Origin of the sequence: Rhizobium sp. BR 250 (assembly GCF_047445855.1) — a bacterium.
Lineage (GTDB): Bacteria > Pseudomonadota > Alphaproteobacteria > Rhizobiales > Rhizobiaceae > Agrobacterium > Agrobacterium tumefaciens_I.
Genome location: NZ_JARWKW010000006.1, coordinates 184,448 through 201,194, shown reverse-complemented (window position 1 = coordinate 201,194; position 16,747 = coordinate 184,448). Strand labels below are relative to the sequence as shown.

At 57.7% G+C, this 16,747-nt stretch carries 14 protein-coding genes and 1 tRNA gene; 8 read left to right on the top strand and 7 right to left on the bottom strand.

Features of this window, described 5'->3' with window-relative positions:
• Positions 1–18: 18 nt before the first annotated feature.
• Entirely contained in the window at positions 19–534 is a 516-nt protein-coding gene (locus tag QD336_RS11985; protein ID WP_499170834.1) for a disulfide bond formation protein B, read from the bottom strand.
• A gap of 544 nt (positions 535–1,078) precedes the next feature.
• Between QD336_RS11985 and QD336_RS11980 the strand changes: the two genes are divergently transcribed.
• Both QD336_RS11980 and QD336_RS11975 read left to right on the top strand, forming a co-directional pair.
• Positions 1,079–2,512: a DUF3696 domain-containing protein gene (locus QD336_RS11980; protein ID WP_499170833.1), complete on the top strand. Its 1,434-nt coding sequence runs from the start codon at positions 1,079–1,081 to the stop codon at positions 2,510–2,512.
• On the top strand, positions 2,509–3,420 hold the full coding sequence (locus QD336_RS11975) for a hypothetical protein (protein ID WP_499170831.1): 912 nt from the start codon (positions 2,509–2,511) through the stop codon (positions 3,418–3,420). The genes QD336_RS11980 and QD336_RS11975 overlap by 4 nt, the downstream gene beginning before the upstream one ends.
• Positions 3,421–3,661: 241 nt before the next feature.
• Here the strand turns inward: QD336_RS11975 and QD336_RS11970 are convergent.
• Positions 3,662–3,746: transfer RNA gene (locus QD336_RS11970), tRNA-Leu, on the bottom strand.
• 295 nt (positions 3,747–4,041) lie between these two features.
• Here QD336_RS11970 and uppQ point away from each other — a divergent pair.
• Entirely contained in the window at positions 4,042–4,674 is a 633-nt protein-coding gene (uppQ, locus tag QD336_RS11965; RefSeq protein WP_499170830.1) for a polysaccharide biosynthesis GNAT family N-acetyltransferase UppQ, read from the top strand.
• Positions 4,675–4,725: 51 nt separating this feature from the next.
• Here uppQ and QD336_RS11960 read toward each other — a convergent pair whose 3' ends face one another.
• From QD336_RS11960 to secA, 5 genes are all read right to left on the bottom strand, one after another.
• Complete coding sequence (locus tag QD336_RS11960) at positions 4,726–5,997, bottom strand: GNAT family N-acetyltransferase (protein ID WP_499170829.1); 1,272 nt, start codon at positions 5,995–5,997, stop codon at positions 4,726–4,728.
• 7 nt (positions 5,998–6,004) lie between these two features.
• On the bottom strand, positions 6,005–7,420 hold the full coding sequence (gene uppV, locus QD336_RS11955) for a Wzx-type polysaccharide biosynthesis protein UppV (protein ID WP_269342554.1): 1,416 nt from the start codon (positions 7,418–7,420) through the stop codon (positions 6,005–6,007).
• A gap of 57 nt (positions 7,421–7,477) precedes the next feature.
• Positions 7,478–8,680 (bottom strand): glucans biosynthesis protein MdoC, encoded by a 1,203-nt coding sequence (gene mdoC, locus QD336_RS11950; RefSeq protein ID WP_499170827.1) that lies wholly within the window; start codon positions 8,678–8,680, stop codon positions 7,478–7,480.
• A gap of 81 nt (positions 8,681–8,761) precedes the next feature.
• Positions 8,762–9,655: a DMT family transporter gene (locus tag QD336_RS11945; RefSeq protein WP_499170825.1), complete on the bottom strand. Its 894-nt coding sequence runs from the start codon at positions 9,653–9,655 to the stop codon at positions 8,762–8,764.
• A gap of 134 nt (positions 9,656–9,789) precedes the next feature.
• On the bottom strand, positions 9,790–12,507 hold the full coding sequence (secA, locus tag QD336_RS11940) for a preprotein translocase subunit SecA (RefSeq protein WP_499170824.1): 2,718 nt from the start codon (positions 12,505–12,507) through the stop codon (positions 9,790–9,792).
• 242 nt (positions 12,508–12,749) lie between these two features.
• Between secA and QD336_RS11935 the strand changes: the two genes are divergently transcribed.
• The 5 genes from QD336_RS11935 to QD336_RS11915 all read left to right on the top strand — a co-directional run bounded on the left by QD336_RS11935 (position 12,750) and on the right by QD336_RS11915 (position 16,635).
• Complete coding sequence (locus tag QD336_RS11935; protein ID WP_269342561.1) at positions 12,750–13,613, top strand: peptidylprolyl isomerase; 864 nt, start codon at positions 12,750–12,752, stop codon at positions 13,611–13,613.
• 88 nt (positions 13,614–13,701) lie between these two features.
• Positions 13,702–14,943 (top strand): bifunctional glutamate N-acetyltransferase/amino-acid acetyltransferase ArgJ, encoded by a 1,242-nt coding sequence (argJ, locus tag QD336_RS11930; RefSeq protein WP_499170823.1) that lies wholly within the window; start codon positions 13,702–13,704, stop codon positions 14,941–14,943.
• An 18-nt stretch (positions 14,944–14,961) separates the two neighbouring features.
• Positions 14,962–15,738 (top strand): GNAT family N-acetyltransferase, encoded by a 777-nt coding sequence (locus tag QD336_RS11925; protein ID WP_499170821.1) that lies wholly within the window; start codon positions 14,962–14,964, stop codon positions 15,736–15,738.
• Positions 15,735–16,148, top strand: coding sequence for an 8-oxo-dGTP diphosphatase MutT (gene mutT, locus QD336_RS11920; protein ID WP_269342567.1), 414 nt, complete (start codon positions 15,735–15,737; stop codon positions 16,146–16,148). The genes QD336_RS11925 and mutT overlap by 4 nt, the downstream gene beginning before the upstream one ends.
• A gap of 172 nt (positions 16,149–16,320) precedes the next feature.
• Positions 16,321–16,635 carry a hypothetical protein gene (locus tag QD336_RS11915; RefSeq protein WP_269342568.1) on the top strand — a complete coding sequence of 105 codons (315 nt, stop codon included), beginning with the start codon at positions 16,321–16,323 and terminating at the stop codon, positions 16,633–16,635.
• Positions 16,636–16,747: the final 112 nt, after the last annotated feature.

The following is a 16,747-nucleotide window of genomic DNA, read 5'->3' as shown; positions in this document are numbered from 1 at the left end:
GCAACATGGTTTTTCCGCTTACCGGCTTTTACGGCTCGCGCCAAAAAAGGCGACTGCCGCAAGTGCAACGCTTGCGATGACATTCCAGCCCGCAAAAGAAAGGCCGAGCACCCGAAGGGCGGCGTCGTTGCAGGAGGGCGCCTTGATGGCGTTCAGATTGCCCAGCAGATCGCCGGCATTGGTGGTGATGGAAGGCGCGCCGGTCGCGCAGGTGATCGGCCCTTCCCAGAAACCCCATTCCACGCCGGCATGATAGACCCCGAGCCCGGCGCCGATCAGCATCGCCACGCCGATAAGGGTAAGCAGCAGCCGGGTGATCTGGACCGGCAGTTTGAAGACGCTGGTCGCAATGGCCAATATGCCCAGCGGAATGGCGTAATAATAAGGATCGCGCTGCAAGAGGCACAGTGCGCAGGGCGTATAACCGCCAATATGCTGGAAACCGAGGGCGGAGCCGACGGTGAAGATCATTCCCGCCGTAACGCCGAGAGCGGCGAGCGTGCGGCTATTGTCGGCGGTGGTCGCATTGGCCATGTTGTTTTCCTCAAACTTCGCGAAGAAGCAGATATCCCGGACGGGCTTTCAAAAAGGCGGGCGTGATGGCGAAATTAAGTCGCCGGTCTTCACGGGGTGTCACGGGATTCGTCTAATCCAGTCCGCCGCATCTGGCAAATGAAAGCCCGGTAATACTCGGGAGCGCGCAAGCAAAGTTTCGTGAGGTTGTTGGTGGAGATAAATCCATTGAAAGGTTCACTGGGATGCGCTGGGCAAAGAGAAGAAAATCAATGCGGTTTTGGAAATGGCATCCGAAGCATGGCTGCCGATCCGAAAAAACACATGTTCGTGAGGTTTCTGCAACGCTGTTTAAAAACCGAATTTGCTAGGGATAGAATTATTCCTGCTATTTGCGATAGCGAAGATTCGGGATCATGTTGGGCAAGGCCCGCTTCTCCGTTTGGTTGTTTCAGTGTGACACCGACGGCAGCTAATCTGTGATGGTAAGCCAGTATAGCTTTATTTTTCTTGACACCAATTGCATGGTTAAGTTGTATCCGAATCGCCATTCGAGGGGATAGTTGTGATAGAGGCCGTCAGGTATTTAAATTTTAAGAGATATAACGACACAACGCTGGACTTATCAAAGCGCTTAACCGTTCTAGTCGGACCAAACAGCTCTGGAAAATCATCATTAATAAAGGGGCTTTTGGCATTTAAGCAGACTTATGGTGACCCCTCCGATCACGCGGGCTTCATCGCGCAAGGTCAGTATGTCGACATTGGAAACTTTGTTGAATACGTGAAAGACCATAACATTAAAAGAAACGTAGGTTTTGTTTTTGGGATCAGGGGCGGAATCGTCGGCGTTTCTTGGACAAGGCAGAAGCAAATTTTTGTAGAGATTTTTCAGGAAAACGATCCTCAGACTAGCCATGGGCGCGTTCAGTCCTATTCGATTTACATTCCATCTCCAAGTCAAGAAGTCGATATAAATAATTATATTAAATCTGATAACGTTATTAGTTTTACGCGCATGAGTAAAACGGATGAGAGCTTCCGCATTAATGTCAATCAGGCATTTTTTGAATTGCTGAGGCATAGCTATCGTAATCTATTGGGAGACGCTGTAACTTTCGAACGAGTAGCGAAAGCTTTTAGGGGAAGTATACAAGCAAAAAGAGACAATAAAAGAGGAATGTCGATCCTTCCAGAGAGAAGCGGGGAGGGTTTATTTCAGTTTATTTATGCGCTGGAGCGATATGTTCTCTCTCCGATTCATAGTGCCTTATTTAATGCCCTAACGGAAAGGACGTTTGCGCTTGCTTCGTTGCGAGAGAAGCCCGTTCGGTCCATGACACTTACGGACGAGCGGCAAGTGGTTGGACCTACAGGCGCGCACACTGCTGCGGTTTATCACTATCTTCGTCAGAGAGCGGTGAAAGCAGGTAAGAAACATTCAAGAATTAAAGATGATTATTCAAGATTAGATTCTTGGTTTCAGCGCCTTAAATTGGGGAATGAAATAGAAATAAATAGTTGGCGCGATCTTATCGATCTTCGCACCAAGTCGGGGCGATCCGCGCAAAGTGATTCCGTTGTTGATGTTGGAGTAGGCTTTTCGCAAGCAGCTCCAATCTTGGTGCAGTTGGCCGCAATGCCAGACAATACCAAGCTCATTGTGGAGCAACCGGAATTGCACCTGTACCCGTGGTCCCAGACGCGACTTGGGGAAATACTCTGCGAAGAGTCTTCAAGAGGCAAAAAGCGAATTGTGATCGAAACCCATAGTGAACATATCATTCACGGAATACAACTACACATCAGCAACGTTCGGGCTGGGAAGATGTCTGGGCTACGTCCCTCTGATGTTCAGATCGCATACGTTTCGGACGAGTCTGAAATCACTCCGATAGAACTCGATGATTATGGGGAGTTTCGTTCCAATTGGCCGGATGGCTTTTTTGATCAAACCCTCAGAGTTTACCGAACCCTTTTGGAAAATCGGTCCGCATGATACCCGTGGTTGCAACTGAAGAAACTTTTGTCCGTGAGGCCCTGATTAAACACGGATCGTCTCCGACGCATTTTATGCAATTCATGCTTTTGCACGATGAGCTGGTGAACCTGCTAACACAGATGACTAACCCGGCTTCTACGGAAGCCCAAGTGCTGGCAGGCCTGTTGAACGCCCGGAAACTTTCCAGTGTCCAACGCTCCGACATGAAAAAGAATCTCAATACTTCCTTGAGTGAATTGAAAAGCGAGTACATCGAGCTCTCTTTGATGTGCGGTAAAAACTTTGTACATTGGCCCCCGCTTTGTTCCCAAGATGCTGCTGAGTTCCTTAGATTCGGCATCTCTACTCATCACGCTAATAGTATTCGATATGATGAGATCGTCAATCGACATAAAACCAATGTAATATCTTCATGGAGCTTGGTTGATGGCGGGGTATCCAAAATGTCCGATCACGTCGCGGAGCACTTGAATTACATCAGTGAGATAAAAATATATGATAGATACTTTGGTATATCTAGCCTCGCGTCGCTCACTGATCTTTTCAGTTCTTATAGTCCGTTGTTTGGCCCATTTCCCGGCCGAATAAATATCTATGTTGGTCGAGGTCTTTTAGACGGTCTGAATACCCAACACATTCAAAATACACTTGCAGCTCACATTGACGTTAACGGTCTGACGATTTCTACATCTAACAAAATCGCGCCTGCGCAAACGCAAGCTCACGATCGACTGCTCCAACTTGACAATGACTCTACGTTTGAATTCACCGCAGGCTTGGGATGTTATGTCGAAAACGGTGGAAAGAATCGTGCTAGCACTGTTCTCCACCGCAGCATCCTGAGGGATTATTCTGAGTTTCAAATAAAGGACGACCAAGGAAAGGTCGTTAGATTTCGTTATTAGCTCCGAGTTTGCGATTTTAAACGAGTTGCCAGTTTCACTGCCGATAAGGAAAACGGCAGCACGGCACGTTCGTGCTTGCTGGTTTCGTGCGAGCAGATCGCCAAGCTAATGTATCAGGCCGTAGGCGCCAGCGACGATTGACCAAAAAGCAGAACAAAAGTGTCCAACTTTTCGAAGTTGTGTGAACTACTTGGACACTTCGGACCAAAGGCCCAAGAAAATCAATGCGATTTTTAGGAAATGGTACCCCAAGCCGGGATCGAACCAGCACTCCTTTCGGAACCGCATTTTGAGTGCGGCGCGTCTACCAATTCCGCCATTGGGGCAACGGTGGTAATGCCACGGCGTCTATCATGGGCAAGACCATGCGTGCAACCCCAAAGCTGACTTATCCTTCTGAATTGCGCGTGTTTGCGCGCGCGGTTTTCCGTCTTTGCCATGCTGCCAATCAAAATGTCGCGGGCGGTGACTGTGCCGGTTCACTACACCCATGGTCGCCGTATTAGGGTAATATTAGGGACCTCTAATAAATTAGAATATACGCAATTACTAATTGAATTATGATGTCAGGGTGGAATTTCCACGCGGGGCGGGAATGGCTAAACTCATAGGGAGGAAATTATGAGGGCGCTTTCTCGCAATTTATTATTGTCTGCCTGCCTGATCTTGCCGGTCCATGCCCATGCGCTGGATATCGGCCTTGGTGGCGAAAATGGGGTCAATGCCAGTGTGGGTGACAATGGCAGCGGCGGGCTCGGGGTTGATGCCTCCGTTGGTGGCAGCGGTGGTGTCAATGCCAGCGCCGATGTCGGCGGCAGGAGCGGTGGCCTGGGGGCGGATGTCAACGCTTCGGTTGGCGGCAGCAACGGGGTCAATGCGGATGTCAATGCATCCGTCGGCGGTTCCAGTGGCGTCAATGCGGGTGTGAACGCTTCCGTTGGCGGCTCTGATGGCATCAATGCCAATGTCGGGGCGAATGTCGGTGGATCGGACGGACTTGGCCTTGGTGTCGGGGTTGGCATCGGCGGCTCGGGCTCAACCGGCACACCCGGAAATCCGGGTGGCAGTCCTTCCAATCCCGGCGGCTCGGGCACGGTGTCGCCCGGCGCCGTGCGCAACGCCTTGCAGGCCTATAACGACATGTCGCGGACCGAGCAGATAAAGCTCGCCCGCCGCTGCATCGACATTCTGGGAGGCGGATACGATGCGGCCTTGACGCAATTGTGCAAGATGATCCGGACGGCGTCGCGCTGAAACTGGCTTCACTTGCCGGGTCAATCCGAAGGGCGCCCGGCGTCCTTCGGATCAATTGCCCTTGCGTCCGAAGGACAGGATTTTCTGCCGCAGGCTGCGGGCGAGGTTGCGGGTGTTGCGGTACATGTCCACCTGCGTGGAAACCTGCCGCACGTCGCGGTCGCTGTTTTGCGTCAGGCCGACGACCAGCGTGCCCATTTCCTGCCGTTCCTGCCAGAAGCGGCTCATGATCGGATGATCTGGCACGGCGCAGCTGTCGCTGCGCAGAATATTGGCGTCATCCAGGTGCCAGTCGGTCAGTTTCTGCACCAGCAGCTTGCCGGGAGAAAATTGCGAATAGTTTTCGTCGAAGGCGGTCTTCCACGTATAGGCCTCGCCGGCCGTGATGAAGACGACCATGGATGCGATGGCACTGCCATTGAGATCGATGGTGTGGATACGCACCGCATCCGCTTCGGCCAGATTGGTGATCGCCTCGCGGGCGAAGGCGGCGCGATATCGGTCATTGACCAGCGCGGTGCGTTTGCGGCCTTTCCAGCCACTCGCCTCCAGCGCCAGAAACTCCTCCATGCGGTAGCGCACGTCCTGTGGCTGCCGGGTCACGGCGTAGGAGAGGGGGCCAAGTTTTTCGAGCTGGCGCCATTGCCTGCTCATTTCGCGCAAATGGTGCGGGGCAAGGGCGTTTCGCAGATAGGCCCTGCCATCGAGGAGACTTTCCAGCATCGGCCGGTGATAATGGCCCGTCGTCGTCACCGGCAGATTGCGGCTGAGCGCAATGGCCCTGAACATGCGGGCGAAGGGTCCCTCCAGTCGCACATCCGGCAGCACCAGAACATTCGGCAGGCGCATGTCCCTGTCGGAAAGCGCGTCGAAAAGATTGTCGAGGGTTTCGGCCGCCCCCTCGGTGTCGACCAGCGGCGTGCCGAGCGGTCCGAATGGATTGGCCCAGACACGAACGATGGAAGGGCCGATGGAAAAGCCCGGCTTTTCCACGGTAAAGGGCATCAGAAAGCGCATGCGGCTTCTGGCGCCGTTCTCGTCGCGGATGAGCGCGAAACGCACGGACTTGTCATCGATGCGCGGCATGGCGGGGGCGAGAAGCCGCCCGGTGAAGAAGACGTTCGCCTCCATGACGCGGTTGGACAGGAAGTCGAGCTCTTCCTGCATGTCGTAACCGAGCTGCCCCGGATAGATACAGAATTCCCGGCCGTCGCGCCCCACACGCCGGCTGCTGTCGGCCACCGGCCGGTCACGCTCCGCGGACGCCATCAGCGCAGCGATGCGCGGGTCCTGAAAATCCGGATTCTTTGGGTCGCTGGACATGCTTATGTTACACCGCCTTCCCAGTGTCTTGACCCGCCCGGGGATCGTTGAAGGCAAAAAGGACGATCCCGAGTGTACGGCGAATGGCAATATGCAATAGCACAGCTTCTATGCACATGGCTATCGCCACCGCTGCCGCGGCCCCTGCCAGACCATAGACCGGAATGAGCGCCATGTTGAGTGCAATGTTGCAACCGAAGATGATAATATAGAGCGCAACGCACAATTTTTGTTTGCCGGCCATATTCAGCAGCGTCTCTCCCGGGCCGATCACCGCTTTTGCGAGGAAGCCCGCAAAAAGGAAGAACATCAGCTCATACCCCTGGACGAAGCCGGGGCCGAACAGCGACAGCAGGAACGGACCGGCCAGAAGCACCACGCTGCCGACGGCGAGCGACGGCCAGAAGGCCCAGCGCGCGGCCTGGCTGGCGAAACCGGCAAGCCCCTGCCGGTCATTGGCCGACATCAGTGCGGCAAGGCGCGGCGCGGCCGCCGCCTGCACGGAGAAAAACACGAATTGCATCAATACGATGGTCTTTGCCGCGGCAAAATAGATGCCGACCTGATCGGGCGGCAGGTAAAGGCCAACGATCACCACATCGGAATTGGTCATCAGGAAGCCGATGCCGTCGATCAGGAACATCGGGAAGGCGAACCTTATCCAGTGGCGAAAATGGACCCTGCGGGCCGAGTTGCGGAAATTCCGGTTAAGCCGGCGGTTCATGAAGGCGAAATGGAAAAGCGTGGTGACGTAGGTGGCAAGAAGGGCCGTGAGCATGGCCGTCGTTGCGGTTTTTTCCGCACCGAGAGCGATTGCCGCCAGCATGAACAGCAGGATCAGCACCGGGCGGACGATATAGGTGGGACTGAGCGCGGTGACCGCCCAGCCATTGGCGCGCGCGGTGCCGTTCAGCACGTCGCCAAGCGCCACCATGGGCAGGGTGAAGAGCGCCAGCGAAACGGGAATGAGGTAATAGGAGGCGATATGCTCGCCGAAGAAATATAAGAAAACGAAGCCGAAAACCGCAAGCGCGCTGGCCGACAGCATGGCGAAGATGCGTGCGGTCGAGGTGAGCCCCATGATCTTGTCATGGGCGTCCTCCAGACGGTAGCCGGGTAAAAAGCGGATGACGGTGGTATGGAAACCGAGGCAGGAGAGGTTGCCGAACAGGATCACCAGAACCCAGACAAAGGCGAAAAGGCCATATTCGAATTCGCCCATCAGCCGGGCGAGAATGATCTGGGAAATGAAGGCGATGCCGGCGCTGATGATGCGCACCGCGAAGGTGACGAGCGCCATGCGCTGCGCGCGGGAAACTTCATCCCTTCCGGACAGAAGGACGGCGATTTTCGTTCCCAGCGGCGAAAGCTTCGCGCGCAGGCCTGCGGGTAAGGCTTTTTCCGCCGTGTTGAGGATAGCCATGATCCACACGCCATCATTTCCAGTTGAATAGGCAGCCGGATTGTAAGCGCCTTATCCTTAACGAAGGGTTTGGGAGGTGGGGAGCTGTGTCCCGACATCGCTTGCCGCCGGCGGCTTGCGGATGCCGTTGAACAGGAAAAGGGCGCGCGGGCTCAGGCGTATCATCTGGTGCAGCATATAGGCCGTTGCCGTGGTGGCCGCGACGATGACGGCGAATTCCAGGATCGGCGGTAGCGCGATCAGGATGAAGAGCGTGCCGAGGAGATAAATCAACGGGTGATGAAACAGATAGATGGTGAAGGAGGCATCCGTCATCCGCCTGGCAAACCGGCTCGGCCTGTCGAAATAGCGGCAGGCGAGGTCGATCAGCAGGCGGCTCGCCGCCACTGCGGCAATCGCCGAAACCAGCACCAGCAGGGCGGAGTTCGAAAAGGGATGTTGCAGCCGCAGCGCCACTGCCGTTGCGATGGCCGCCGCCGCCACGATGGCCGTGGGTAGACCCGTCTGGCGAAAACGGTGAAAGAGAGCGCGATCCCGGTGCAGCAAGGCACCGATGAGGAAATACGGCAGGTAGCGCGCATAGGGGTCGGAGGCACGTTCATAGAGAAGAAAGAGGCGGCTTCCGCTTTTGGCGGCAAGCAGGCCGGAACCATACGTCATCAGCTCCCACAAAACCGGCAGGGCGCAGAGCGCGATGAAAAACAGCGTCGCATGCCGCTGCCGCAGGCTGTCGAACCAATTGCTCACATAGGCCAATGGCCGGCGTTCCGCGAGAAACAACAGACCGGCAAGCAGGACCGAATAGGCGATGAGAGCCGGCAGGAACCATAGATGCATGATCCACTGTTCGCTCGGACGCAGCAAATCGGGCAGGCTCTCAAACAGCCGGTTGGCGGGAATATCGCCTTTGGCGACGCTGGCCAGTTGCAGCAGGAAAAGCTGCAATGGCCCGAGCAGGAGCAGGGCCACGATGAAGGGCACGCCGAGGCGCAGGAAACGCTGCCTCAGCCAGCGCCTCTTGCCTTTCCTGCCGATGACCATGGTGGAGAAATATCCGGCCACCAGAAAAAACGCCGGCATGCGGAAGGTGGCGAGTGCGGCGCCGAGCATGCTCAGAAACGTGCTGGTTTCGAAATCCTTGATATCCCAGGGCAGCACGTGGCTGTAGAGCAGGGAGGCGTGATAGGGGATGCCAAGCAGCATGAGGAGAGCTCTCAGCGGATCCCAGTAATGCTCGTAGGCTGACTTACCCGGTTGCATTTTTCCCCCGCGCCGAAAACGCGATCCCGCGTGCTTCATGACGACCGACACGACTATTGGTGGAAAACGCTAATAAAACCTTCACGCCCCGGAAGGGGTGGGCGGGGCCTTTTTCTTGGGCAGAAGGTCGAGAACCAGTGCGCAGCCGAAAATGATGATGCCGGCGCCGAAGAGCTGGGGAAGCGAAAGCGGCTCATCCAGCACCAGCGCGCCGACGAGCACCGCCACCACGGTCACGGCGAATTCGACGCTGATCGTCCTCGTTGCACCGATGACGGAAACGAGGCGGAAATAGGTGATGTAGGTCAGCCCGCTCATCACCACCGCCTGGATCAGAAGATAACCATAATCGATGAGGCGGGGCGTTGCGGGAACGGGCACAACCAGAAGCAGCGGCAACGTCATCAGGCCGCCCGTCAGGAAGGAGCCGATGGTGATTTCCCAGGATCCTACGCCCTTGAGATGGCGGCTGGCATAATTGCTGCCATAGGCGGCGCAGATGCAGGCGGCCACGGCGGCGGCGCAACCGATGATGAAACCGGTCGTGACGGGAACGGCCGGAAAGCCGACAAGCAGGACGATGCCGCCGAAGCCGATGGCGAGGCCGGCAAAGCCCTGTCTCGTAAGGTGTTCAAGCCCCCAGACCTGCGAGATGAGCATGGAAAAAAGCGGGATGGTGGCCACCAGAATGGCGGCCATGGCGGTGCCGATCAGCGGTGTCGCATAGGAAAGGCCGATCAGCTGCCCTGCGACTGTCGTCGCGCCGACGACTGTAAAGGCCTTCCAGCTTGCGGAAAATGCAAGCTTCCGCCGCACCGCCCGCGCGATGAGGAAGAGAGTGACGGCAGTGACGAGCGAGCGAAGCGTGACCGCGCCGATCCAGCCAAAGGCCTCGACGACATGCAAAAGCAGCAGGAAGGACATTCCCCACGCAAGCGCGAGAAAGAGATAAGCGGCAAGATCGCGAGGGGCCATGAAAGCATTTTCCGGAAGACGATCAGGCTCCCTTATTGGAAATTGCCGATATCCGTCAACAGCGATCAAGGGGTGCAAAGAAAATCGCCCGCAACCAAAGGTGCGGGCGATCCATTTTATCTGTCCGGAACGGCTCAGGCCTGTTCGTAGACGCCGTGGCAATGCTTGTATTTCTTGCCGGAGCCGCAGGGGCACATTTCATTGCGGCCGATACGGCCCCAGGTGGCGGGGTCGTTCGGGTCGCGTTCCTCGGCAGGCACGAAAGCGACAGGCGCGGCCTGCATGCCCTGTGCCATCTCGTCCTCACCCGTGTTGGGGTCGAGGTGATGCGCGGTCATTTCCGGCAGTTCCGGCTGCTGCGGTTCCTGCTGCACCAGTTCCACACGCATCAGCTGGGCGGTGACGGCCTCGCGCAGATTGGCGAGCAGCGCCTGGAAGAGTTCGAAGGCTTCGGCCTTGTATTCCTGCAGCGGATCGCGCTGGGCATAACCGCGGAAACCGACGACGGAACGAAGGTGATCGAGGTTGACGATATGTTCGCGCCACAGATGGTCGATCGTCTGGAGAATGACCGAGCGTTCGACATAGGTCATGATCTCGGGGCCGAAACGTTCCGCGCGTTCGGCGGCATATTTGTCGGCCGCCTCGGTGACGCGCTGAAGAATGTCGTCCTCGGCGATGCCTTCTTCCTTGGCCCATTCCTCCACCGGCAGGTCGAGGTTCAGGAACTGGGCGATGCCGGCCTTCAGGCCCGCAATGTCCCACTGTTCGGCATAGGCATTTTCGGGAATATGCTTGGTGACGAGGGTTTCGATCACTTCGTTGCGCATGTCGGCTGCGGTCTCGCCGATATTGTCGGCTTCCATCAGCTCGAGGCGCTGCTCGAAGATCACCTTGCGCTGGTCGTTCAGCACGTCGTCATATTTCAGAAGGTTCTTGCGGGTCTCGAAGTTGCGGGCTTCGACCTTCTTCTGGGCGCGTTCCAGAGCCTTGTTGATCCACGGATGGACGATGGCTTCGCCTTCCTTCAGGCCGAGCTTCTGCAGCATCGAGTCCATGCGCTCGGAGCCGAAGATGCGCATCAGGTCATCCTGAAGCGAGAGGTAGAATTTCGAACGGCCGGGGTCGCCCTGACGGCCGGAACGGCCGCGCAGCTGGTTGTCGATACGGCGGCTTTCGTGGCGTTCGGTGGCGATGACGTAAAGACCGCCGGCGGCAAGCGCCTTTTCCTTCAGCACCTTGATTTCGGCGCGGATGGCCTGCTCCCTTGCGTCAAGCTCAGGACCCGGCTCCATGCCTTCCAGCTCACGCTCCAGACGCATGTCGACGTTGCCGCCGAGCTGGATGTCGGTACCGCGGCCGGCCATGTTGGTGGCGATGGTGACGGCGCCGGGAACGCCGGCCTGCGAAACGATATAGGCTTCCTGCTCGTGGTAACGGGCGTTCAGAACCTGGAAATCGGTGAAGCCGGTCTGGCGCAGCAGATTGGCCAGCAACTCCGATTTTTCGATCGAGGTCGTGCCGACGAGAACCGGCTGGCCGCGCTCATGCGCCGCCTTGATCTCGGTGATGATCGCCTGGAACTTCTCTTCGCCGGTACGATAAACCTCGTCGTCCTCGTCGATACGCTGGATCGGCAGGTTGGTCGGCACTTCGATGACGTCGAGGCCGTAGATGTTGCCGAATTCTTCCGCTTCCGTCGCCGCCGTACCGGTCATGCCGGCAAGCTTTTCGTACATGCGGAAATAGTTCTGGAAGGTGACGGAGGACAGCGTCTGGTTTTCTGGCTGGATCTGCACCTTTTCCTTGGCTTCGAGAGCCTGGTGCTGACCTTCGGAATAACGGCGGCCCGGCATCATGCGGCCGGTGAATTCGTCGATGATGACGATTTCGTCGTTGCGGACGATGTAGTCCTTGTCGCGGGTGAAGAGCTTGTGGGCCTTCAGCGCATTGTTGATGTGGTGGACGATGGCGACGTTTTCGACGTCATAAAGCGATTCGCCCTTCAGAAGGCCCGCCTGCCGCAGCAGGTTTTCGAGCTTTTCGGTGCCGTCTTCGGAGAAGTTGGCCGAGCGCTGCTTTTCATCGATTTCGTAATCTTCCGGCGTCAGCAGCGGAATGAAGGCGTCGATGGTGTTGTAAAGGTCGGAACGGTCGTCCAGCGGGCCGGAAATGATGAGCGGCGTGCGCGCCTCATCGACCAGGATCGAGTCGACTTCGTCGACGATCGCGTAGTTATGGCCGCGCTGCACCATCTGGGCGCGGTCGTATTTCATGTTGTCGCGCAGATAATCGAAGCCGAGTTCGTTGTTCGTTGCGTAGGTGATGTCGCAGGCGTAGGCCTCGCGGCGCTGGTCGTCGTCGAGACCGTGGACGATAACGCCGGTCGAGAGACCGAGGAAGCCGTAGAGCCTGCTCATCGTCGCGGCGTCGCGCTTGGCGAGATAGTCGTTGACGGTGACGACATGCACGCCCTTGCCGGCGAGCGCATTGAGGTAGACCGCAAGGGTCGCCACCAGCGTCTTGCCTTCACCGGTCTTCATTTCGGCGATGGCGCCGCCATGTAGAATCATCGCGCCGGTCAGCTGTACGTCGAAGGGGCGCATGTGCAGCACGCGGCGCGAGGCTTCGCGGGCGACGGCGAAAGCCGGGATCAGAATGTCGTCCAGCGACTTGCCGTCTGCCAGCTGCTGGCGGAACTCGGCGGTCTTGGCCGCCAGCGCCTCGTCGGAGAGCGCCTTGGTGGCCTCTTCCAGCGCATTGATGGCTGCGATCTTGCTTTTATAGGAGCGGACGCGGCGATCATTTGCCGAACCGAACAACTTGCGGGCTATTCCGCCGAGACTGACCATCTTACTGGCCCTTTCTGAAATTCCGTTATGCCGGGCGCTTTTCTCCGTCACGCTGTTTTCAGCACAAATGACGGACTTCGCCCTTCAACGTATCTGGACGCGAGGTTGCGTGACAGATAAGAGGGGGGGCAAATGATGTCAACGGTTCTGCCCGTTACAGAATGGCCACAATCCGGTGTTTGGAAGTTTTTTCAGAGCCGGAAACCATGTCTGGAGCCGGCATTGTCCCCGAAAGGTTCAAAATGTTGCGCTATAATAAAATTGCGGCTGCGGTGATTGTGGCCACGCTCGGCCTCCAGCTTCCGGCTTTCGCGCAGGAAGACAAGGTTGTCGCCAAGGTCGGCGATCTGGAAATCCACCAGTCCGAACTCGACCTCGCCATGAGCAATCTCGACCCGCAGCTCGCGCAGCTTCCCGACGAGCAGAAGAAGGTCGCTGCCCTTTCCGGCGCGATCGACGTCAAGCTTCTGGTGAAGAACGCCGGCGCCGAAGGCCTGGAAAAGACCGAAGATTTCAAGAAGCGCATGGAATTCATCAAGGACCGTGAGCTGCACAACGCCTATTTCCGCAAGCATGTGGTCGATGCCGTCACCAATGACGAGGTGAAGGCCCGCTACGACAAGGAAGTCGCAGCCCTGCCGCAGGAAGAGGAAATCAAGGCCGCGCATATCCTCGTCGCCAGCGAGGACGAAGCCAAGGACATCATCAAGCAGCTTGATTCGGGCAAGGATTTCGCCGCACTCGCCAAGGAAAAGTCGACCGATTCCAACAAGGATGATGGCGGCGATCTCGGCTGGTTCGGCAAGGGCCGCATGGTGCCGGAATTCGAAGAAGCCGCTTTCGGCCTCGAAAAGGGCGCCTACACCAAGACCCCGGTGAAGACCCAGTTCGGCTTCCACGTCATCAAGCTGGAAGACAAGCGTATCGCTCCGCCGCCGGCTTTCGAGCAGGTCGAACCGCAGGTTCGTCAGCTTGTCATGCGTGACAAATACGTTGCCCTCATCGAGAAGGCAAAGGCTGACCAGAAGATCGAAATCATGGATGAGACGCTGAAGAAGGGCTACGACGAAGCCACGAAGGAACAGCAGGCTCAGCCGCAGCAGTAAAAATTCAGGTTACGGGGCGGCTATGGGCCGCCCCGTTTCATCTCAGGCATTCCCAGACCCTCCCTTTCCAGAATTTCAGGCGCTTCCCATGTCCGTTGCCGTTTCCCCGCTCGCTCCGAAATCCTATCCCGACATGCCCGCGCTGCGCGGTGTGCGCATGGCGACGGCCGCCGCCGGCATCAAGTACAAGAACCGCACGGATGTTCTCCTGATGGTGTTCGACAAGCCGGCGAGTGTCGCTGGCGTCTTCACCAAGTCGAAATGCCCGTCTGCCCCGGTCGATTTCTGCCGCGCCAATCTCGGCGGCGGCGCGGCGCGTGCGGTGGTGGTCAATTCCGGCAACGCGAACGCCTTTACCGGCCTCAAGGGCAAGGCCGCGACCGAGCTGACGGCGAAATCCGCCGCCGCTGCCGTCGGCTGCTTCGAAGGCGAGGTCTTCCTGGCATCGACCGGCGTGATCGGTGAGCCGCTGGATGCCAGCAAGTTTGCCGGTGTTCTCGGCGATATGAACGTTCGGGCGGAAGCCGATTTCTGGCAGGAAGCCGCCAAGGCGATCATGACGACCGACACCTATCCGAAGGTCGCGACCCGCACCGCCGAGATCGGCGGCGTGGTCGTCACGATCAACGGTATTTCCAAGGGTGCGGGCATGATCGCGCCCGACATGGCGACGATGCTCTCCTTCGTGGTGACGGACGCCGATATTGCGCCTGCCGCCCTGCAGTCCCTGCTTTCCGCCGGTGTCGGCCCGACCTTCAACTCCGTAACGGTCGATAGTGACACTTCCACGTCCGATACGCTGATGCTGTTTGCGACCGGTGCTGCCGCTGAAGACGGCCAGGTGAAGGTGACGAGCGCCGACGACGAGCGCCTTTCCTCCTTCCGCGCTGCGCTGAACGATCTTTTGAAAGACCTTGCCTTGCAGGTGGTCCGTGACGGTGAAGGCGCGCGCAAGATGGTGGAAGTCACTGTCACCGGTGCGGAAAATGATGCCGCCGCCAAGAAGATCGCCCTTTCCATCGCCAATTCGCCGCTGGTGAAGACTGCCGTTGCCGGCGAAGACGCCAATTGGGGTCGCGTCGTCATGGCCGTCGGCAAATCCGGTGAAATGGCCGACCGCGACCGTCTCGCCATCTGGTTCGGCGGCGTGCGCGTGGCCGTGAATGGCGAGCGCGACCCGGACTATTCCGAAGCGGAGACCAGCGCGGTGATGCGTCTGGAAGACATTCCGGTGAAGGTGGATATCGGTCTCGGCAATGGCACGGCCACGGTCTGGACCTGCGATCTGACCAAGGAATATGTTGCGATCAACGGCGACTACCGGAGCTGACCGTTGGAGCCGAAGAGAATGCAGGAAAAAAGTGCCGTCAATCTGCCGCTGGTTCGCCGTCTGGAAGCCGTCAGCTTCCGGGCATGGCCTGCCTCGTCAGTGATCTATGACGGCAGCTGGCAGATCCGCCTCACGGGTTCGCATCCCTCCAAGCGCATCAACTGCGTGGTGCCGCTCGATCCCTCCGATTACGGCAACAGCGCGGTGCGGCTGGAAAAGGCGCGCAAGCGTTTCGAGGATTTCGGCCGGCCGCTGGTGGTGCGTGAAACGACGCTGATGCCGCCACAGCTTATGGATTTCCTGGTCGAGGATGGCTGGTCCGTGTTCGAAGAGGTCAAGGTCATGACGGCCGATCTCTCCAACATGGAACTGCCGGAAACGCTGGTCAGCCTGCCAAGCCATGATATCGGTCGTTTTGTCGAAGCGAGCATCAAGGTCAGCGATGGCGATCCGGCGCTGCGCCCGGCAATCGCGGAAATCGTCAGTTCCATCAAGCCGACGCTTGGCCTCTTCATCAATGAGGAAGTGGAGGGCAGCCCGCTCGCCACCGTGATCTGCGTGCAGGATAATGATCTTGCCGGCATCATTTCGCTCGATGTCGAAAAGTCGCAGCGCAAGAAGGGTCTTGCTACGCAGATTCTCTCGTCGGCGTTGCGCTGGGCGAGAATAAGCGGTGCAAAAACCGCCTGGTTGCAGGTCGTTTCCACCAATGTGCCGGCGATCGCGCTTTATGAGAAATTCGGTTTCACCGAAGCTTATCGTTACCGCTACTGGTGCAAGGGTGCTGAAAAATGAGCGAGGCGGGCAAAAAAATTCTGCTGGTCGCCGCCTGCGCGCTTCTCGATCAGGATGGCCGTATTCTTCTGGCACAGCGGCCGGAAGGCAAGTCGCTTGCGGGGCTGTGGGAGTTTCCCGGCGGCAAGGTGGAGCATGGCGAGACGCCCGAGGAAACCCTTGTCCGTGAACTGGACGAGGAACTGGGCGTCAAAACCAAGGTCGCCTGCCTCGCGCCGCTGACATTTGCCAGCCACACCTATGAGACCTTCCATCTCCTGATGCCGCTTTATGTATGCCGCCGTTATGAGGGCATCGCCCATGGCCGGGAAGGGCAGGCGCTGAAATGGGTCAAACCCCAGGCGCTGCGCGATTATCCCATGCCGCCGGCCGATGAGCCGCTCATCCCCTTCCTTCAGGATTTGCTGTAAAATTGGGAGGGCCCTTCGGGCCATCCCGCCTGTCCCCGTCACAGCTTCGTGAAAACGCCCTTCTTCCACTGCTTTGCCGTGCCAAAACGGGGCTTCGTTAAGAGATCGTTCAGCACCCTCTGGCAGATTGTTAAGCTAAAGAAGCGGTAAACTGCGCGATACGAGGTTGGTCATGAACGAGGATTTCTGGAAGACGGTGGAAGGTCGTCATTTGTATTCCAACAAATCCCGTCGCACCGGCGCGCTCAATGTGGCGCTGCTGTTCGGCACGGCGGTCATCGCGCTCTCCCTGATCATCACCCCCATGCTTGCCGGGAAATCCTCCACACGCGTGGCGCAGTTTCCCGACAATTACGACATGATCAGCACTGGCTCCATCAAGAAGACCGATGTCGGCAAGACCTATTCCATCCGCCGCAGCATCACCCAGCCGATGCCGGAGATGCCCTGCGTGGTCACGGGTTACAGCAACGAGAGCGGTTGCTGATCGTTTACCATCGCGGGTAACGGATTTCTCACATTGGCCACTTAGGATGGAACCGGTTTTAACAAGCCGATGCCGGCTGCCGGAACGCAACGGATGGCGGATTGGACATATT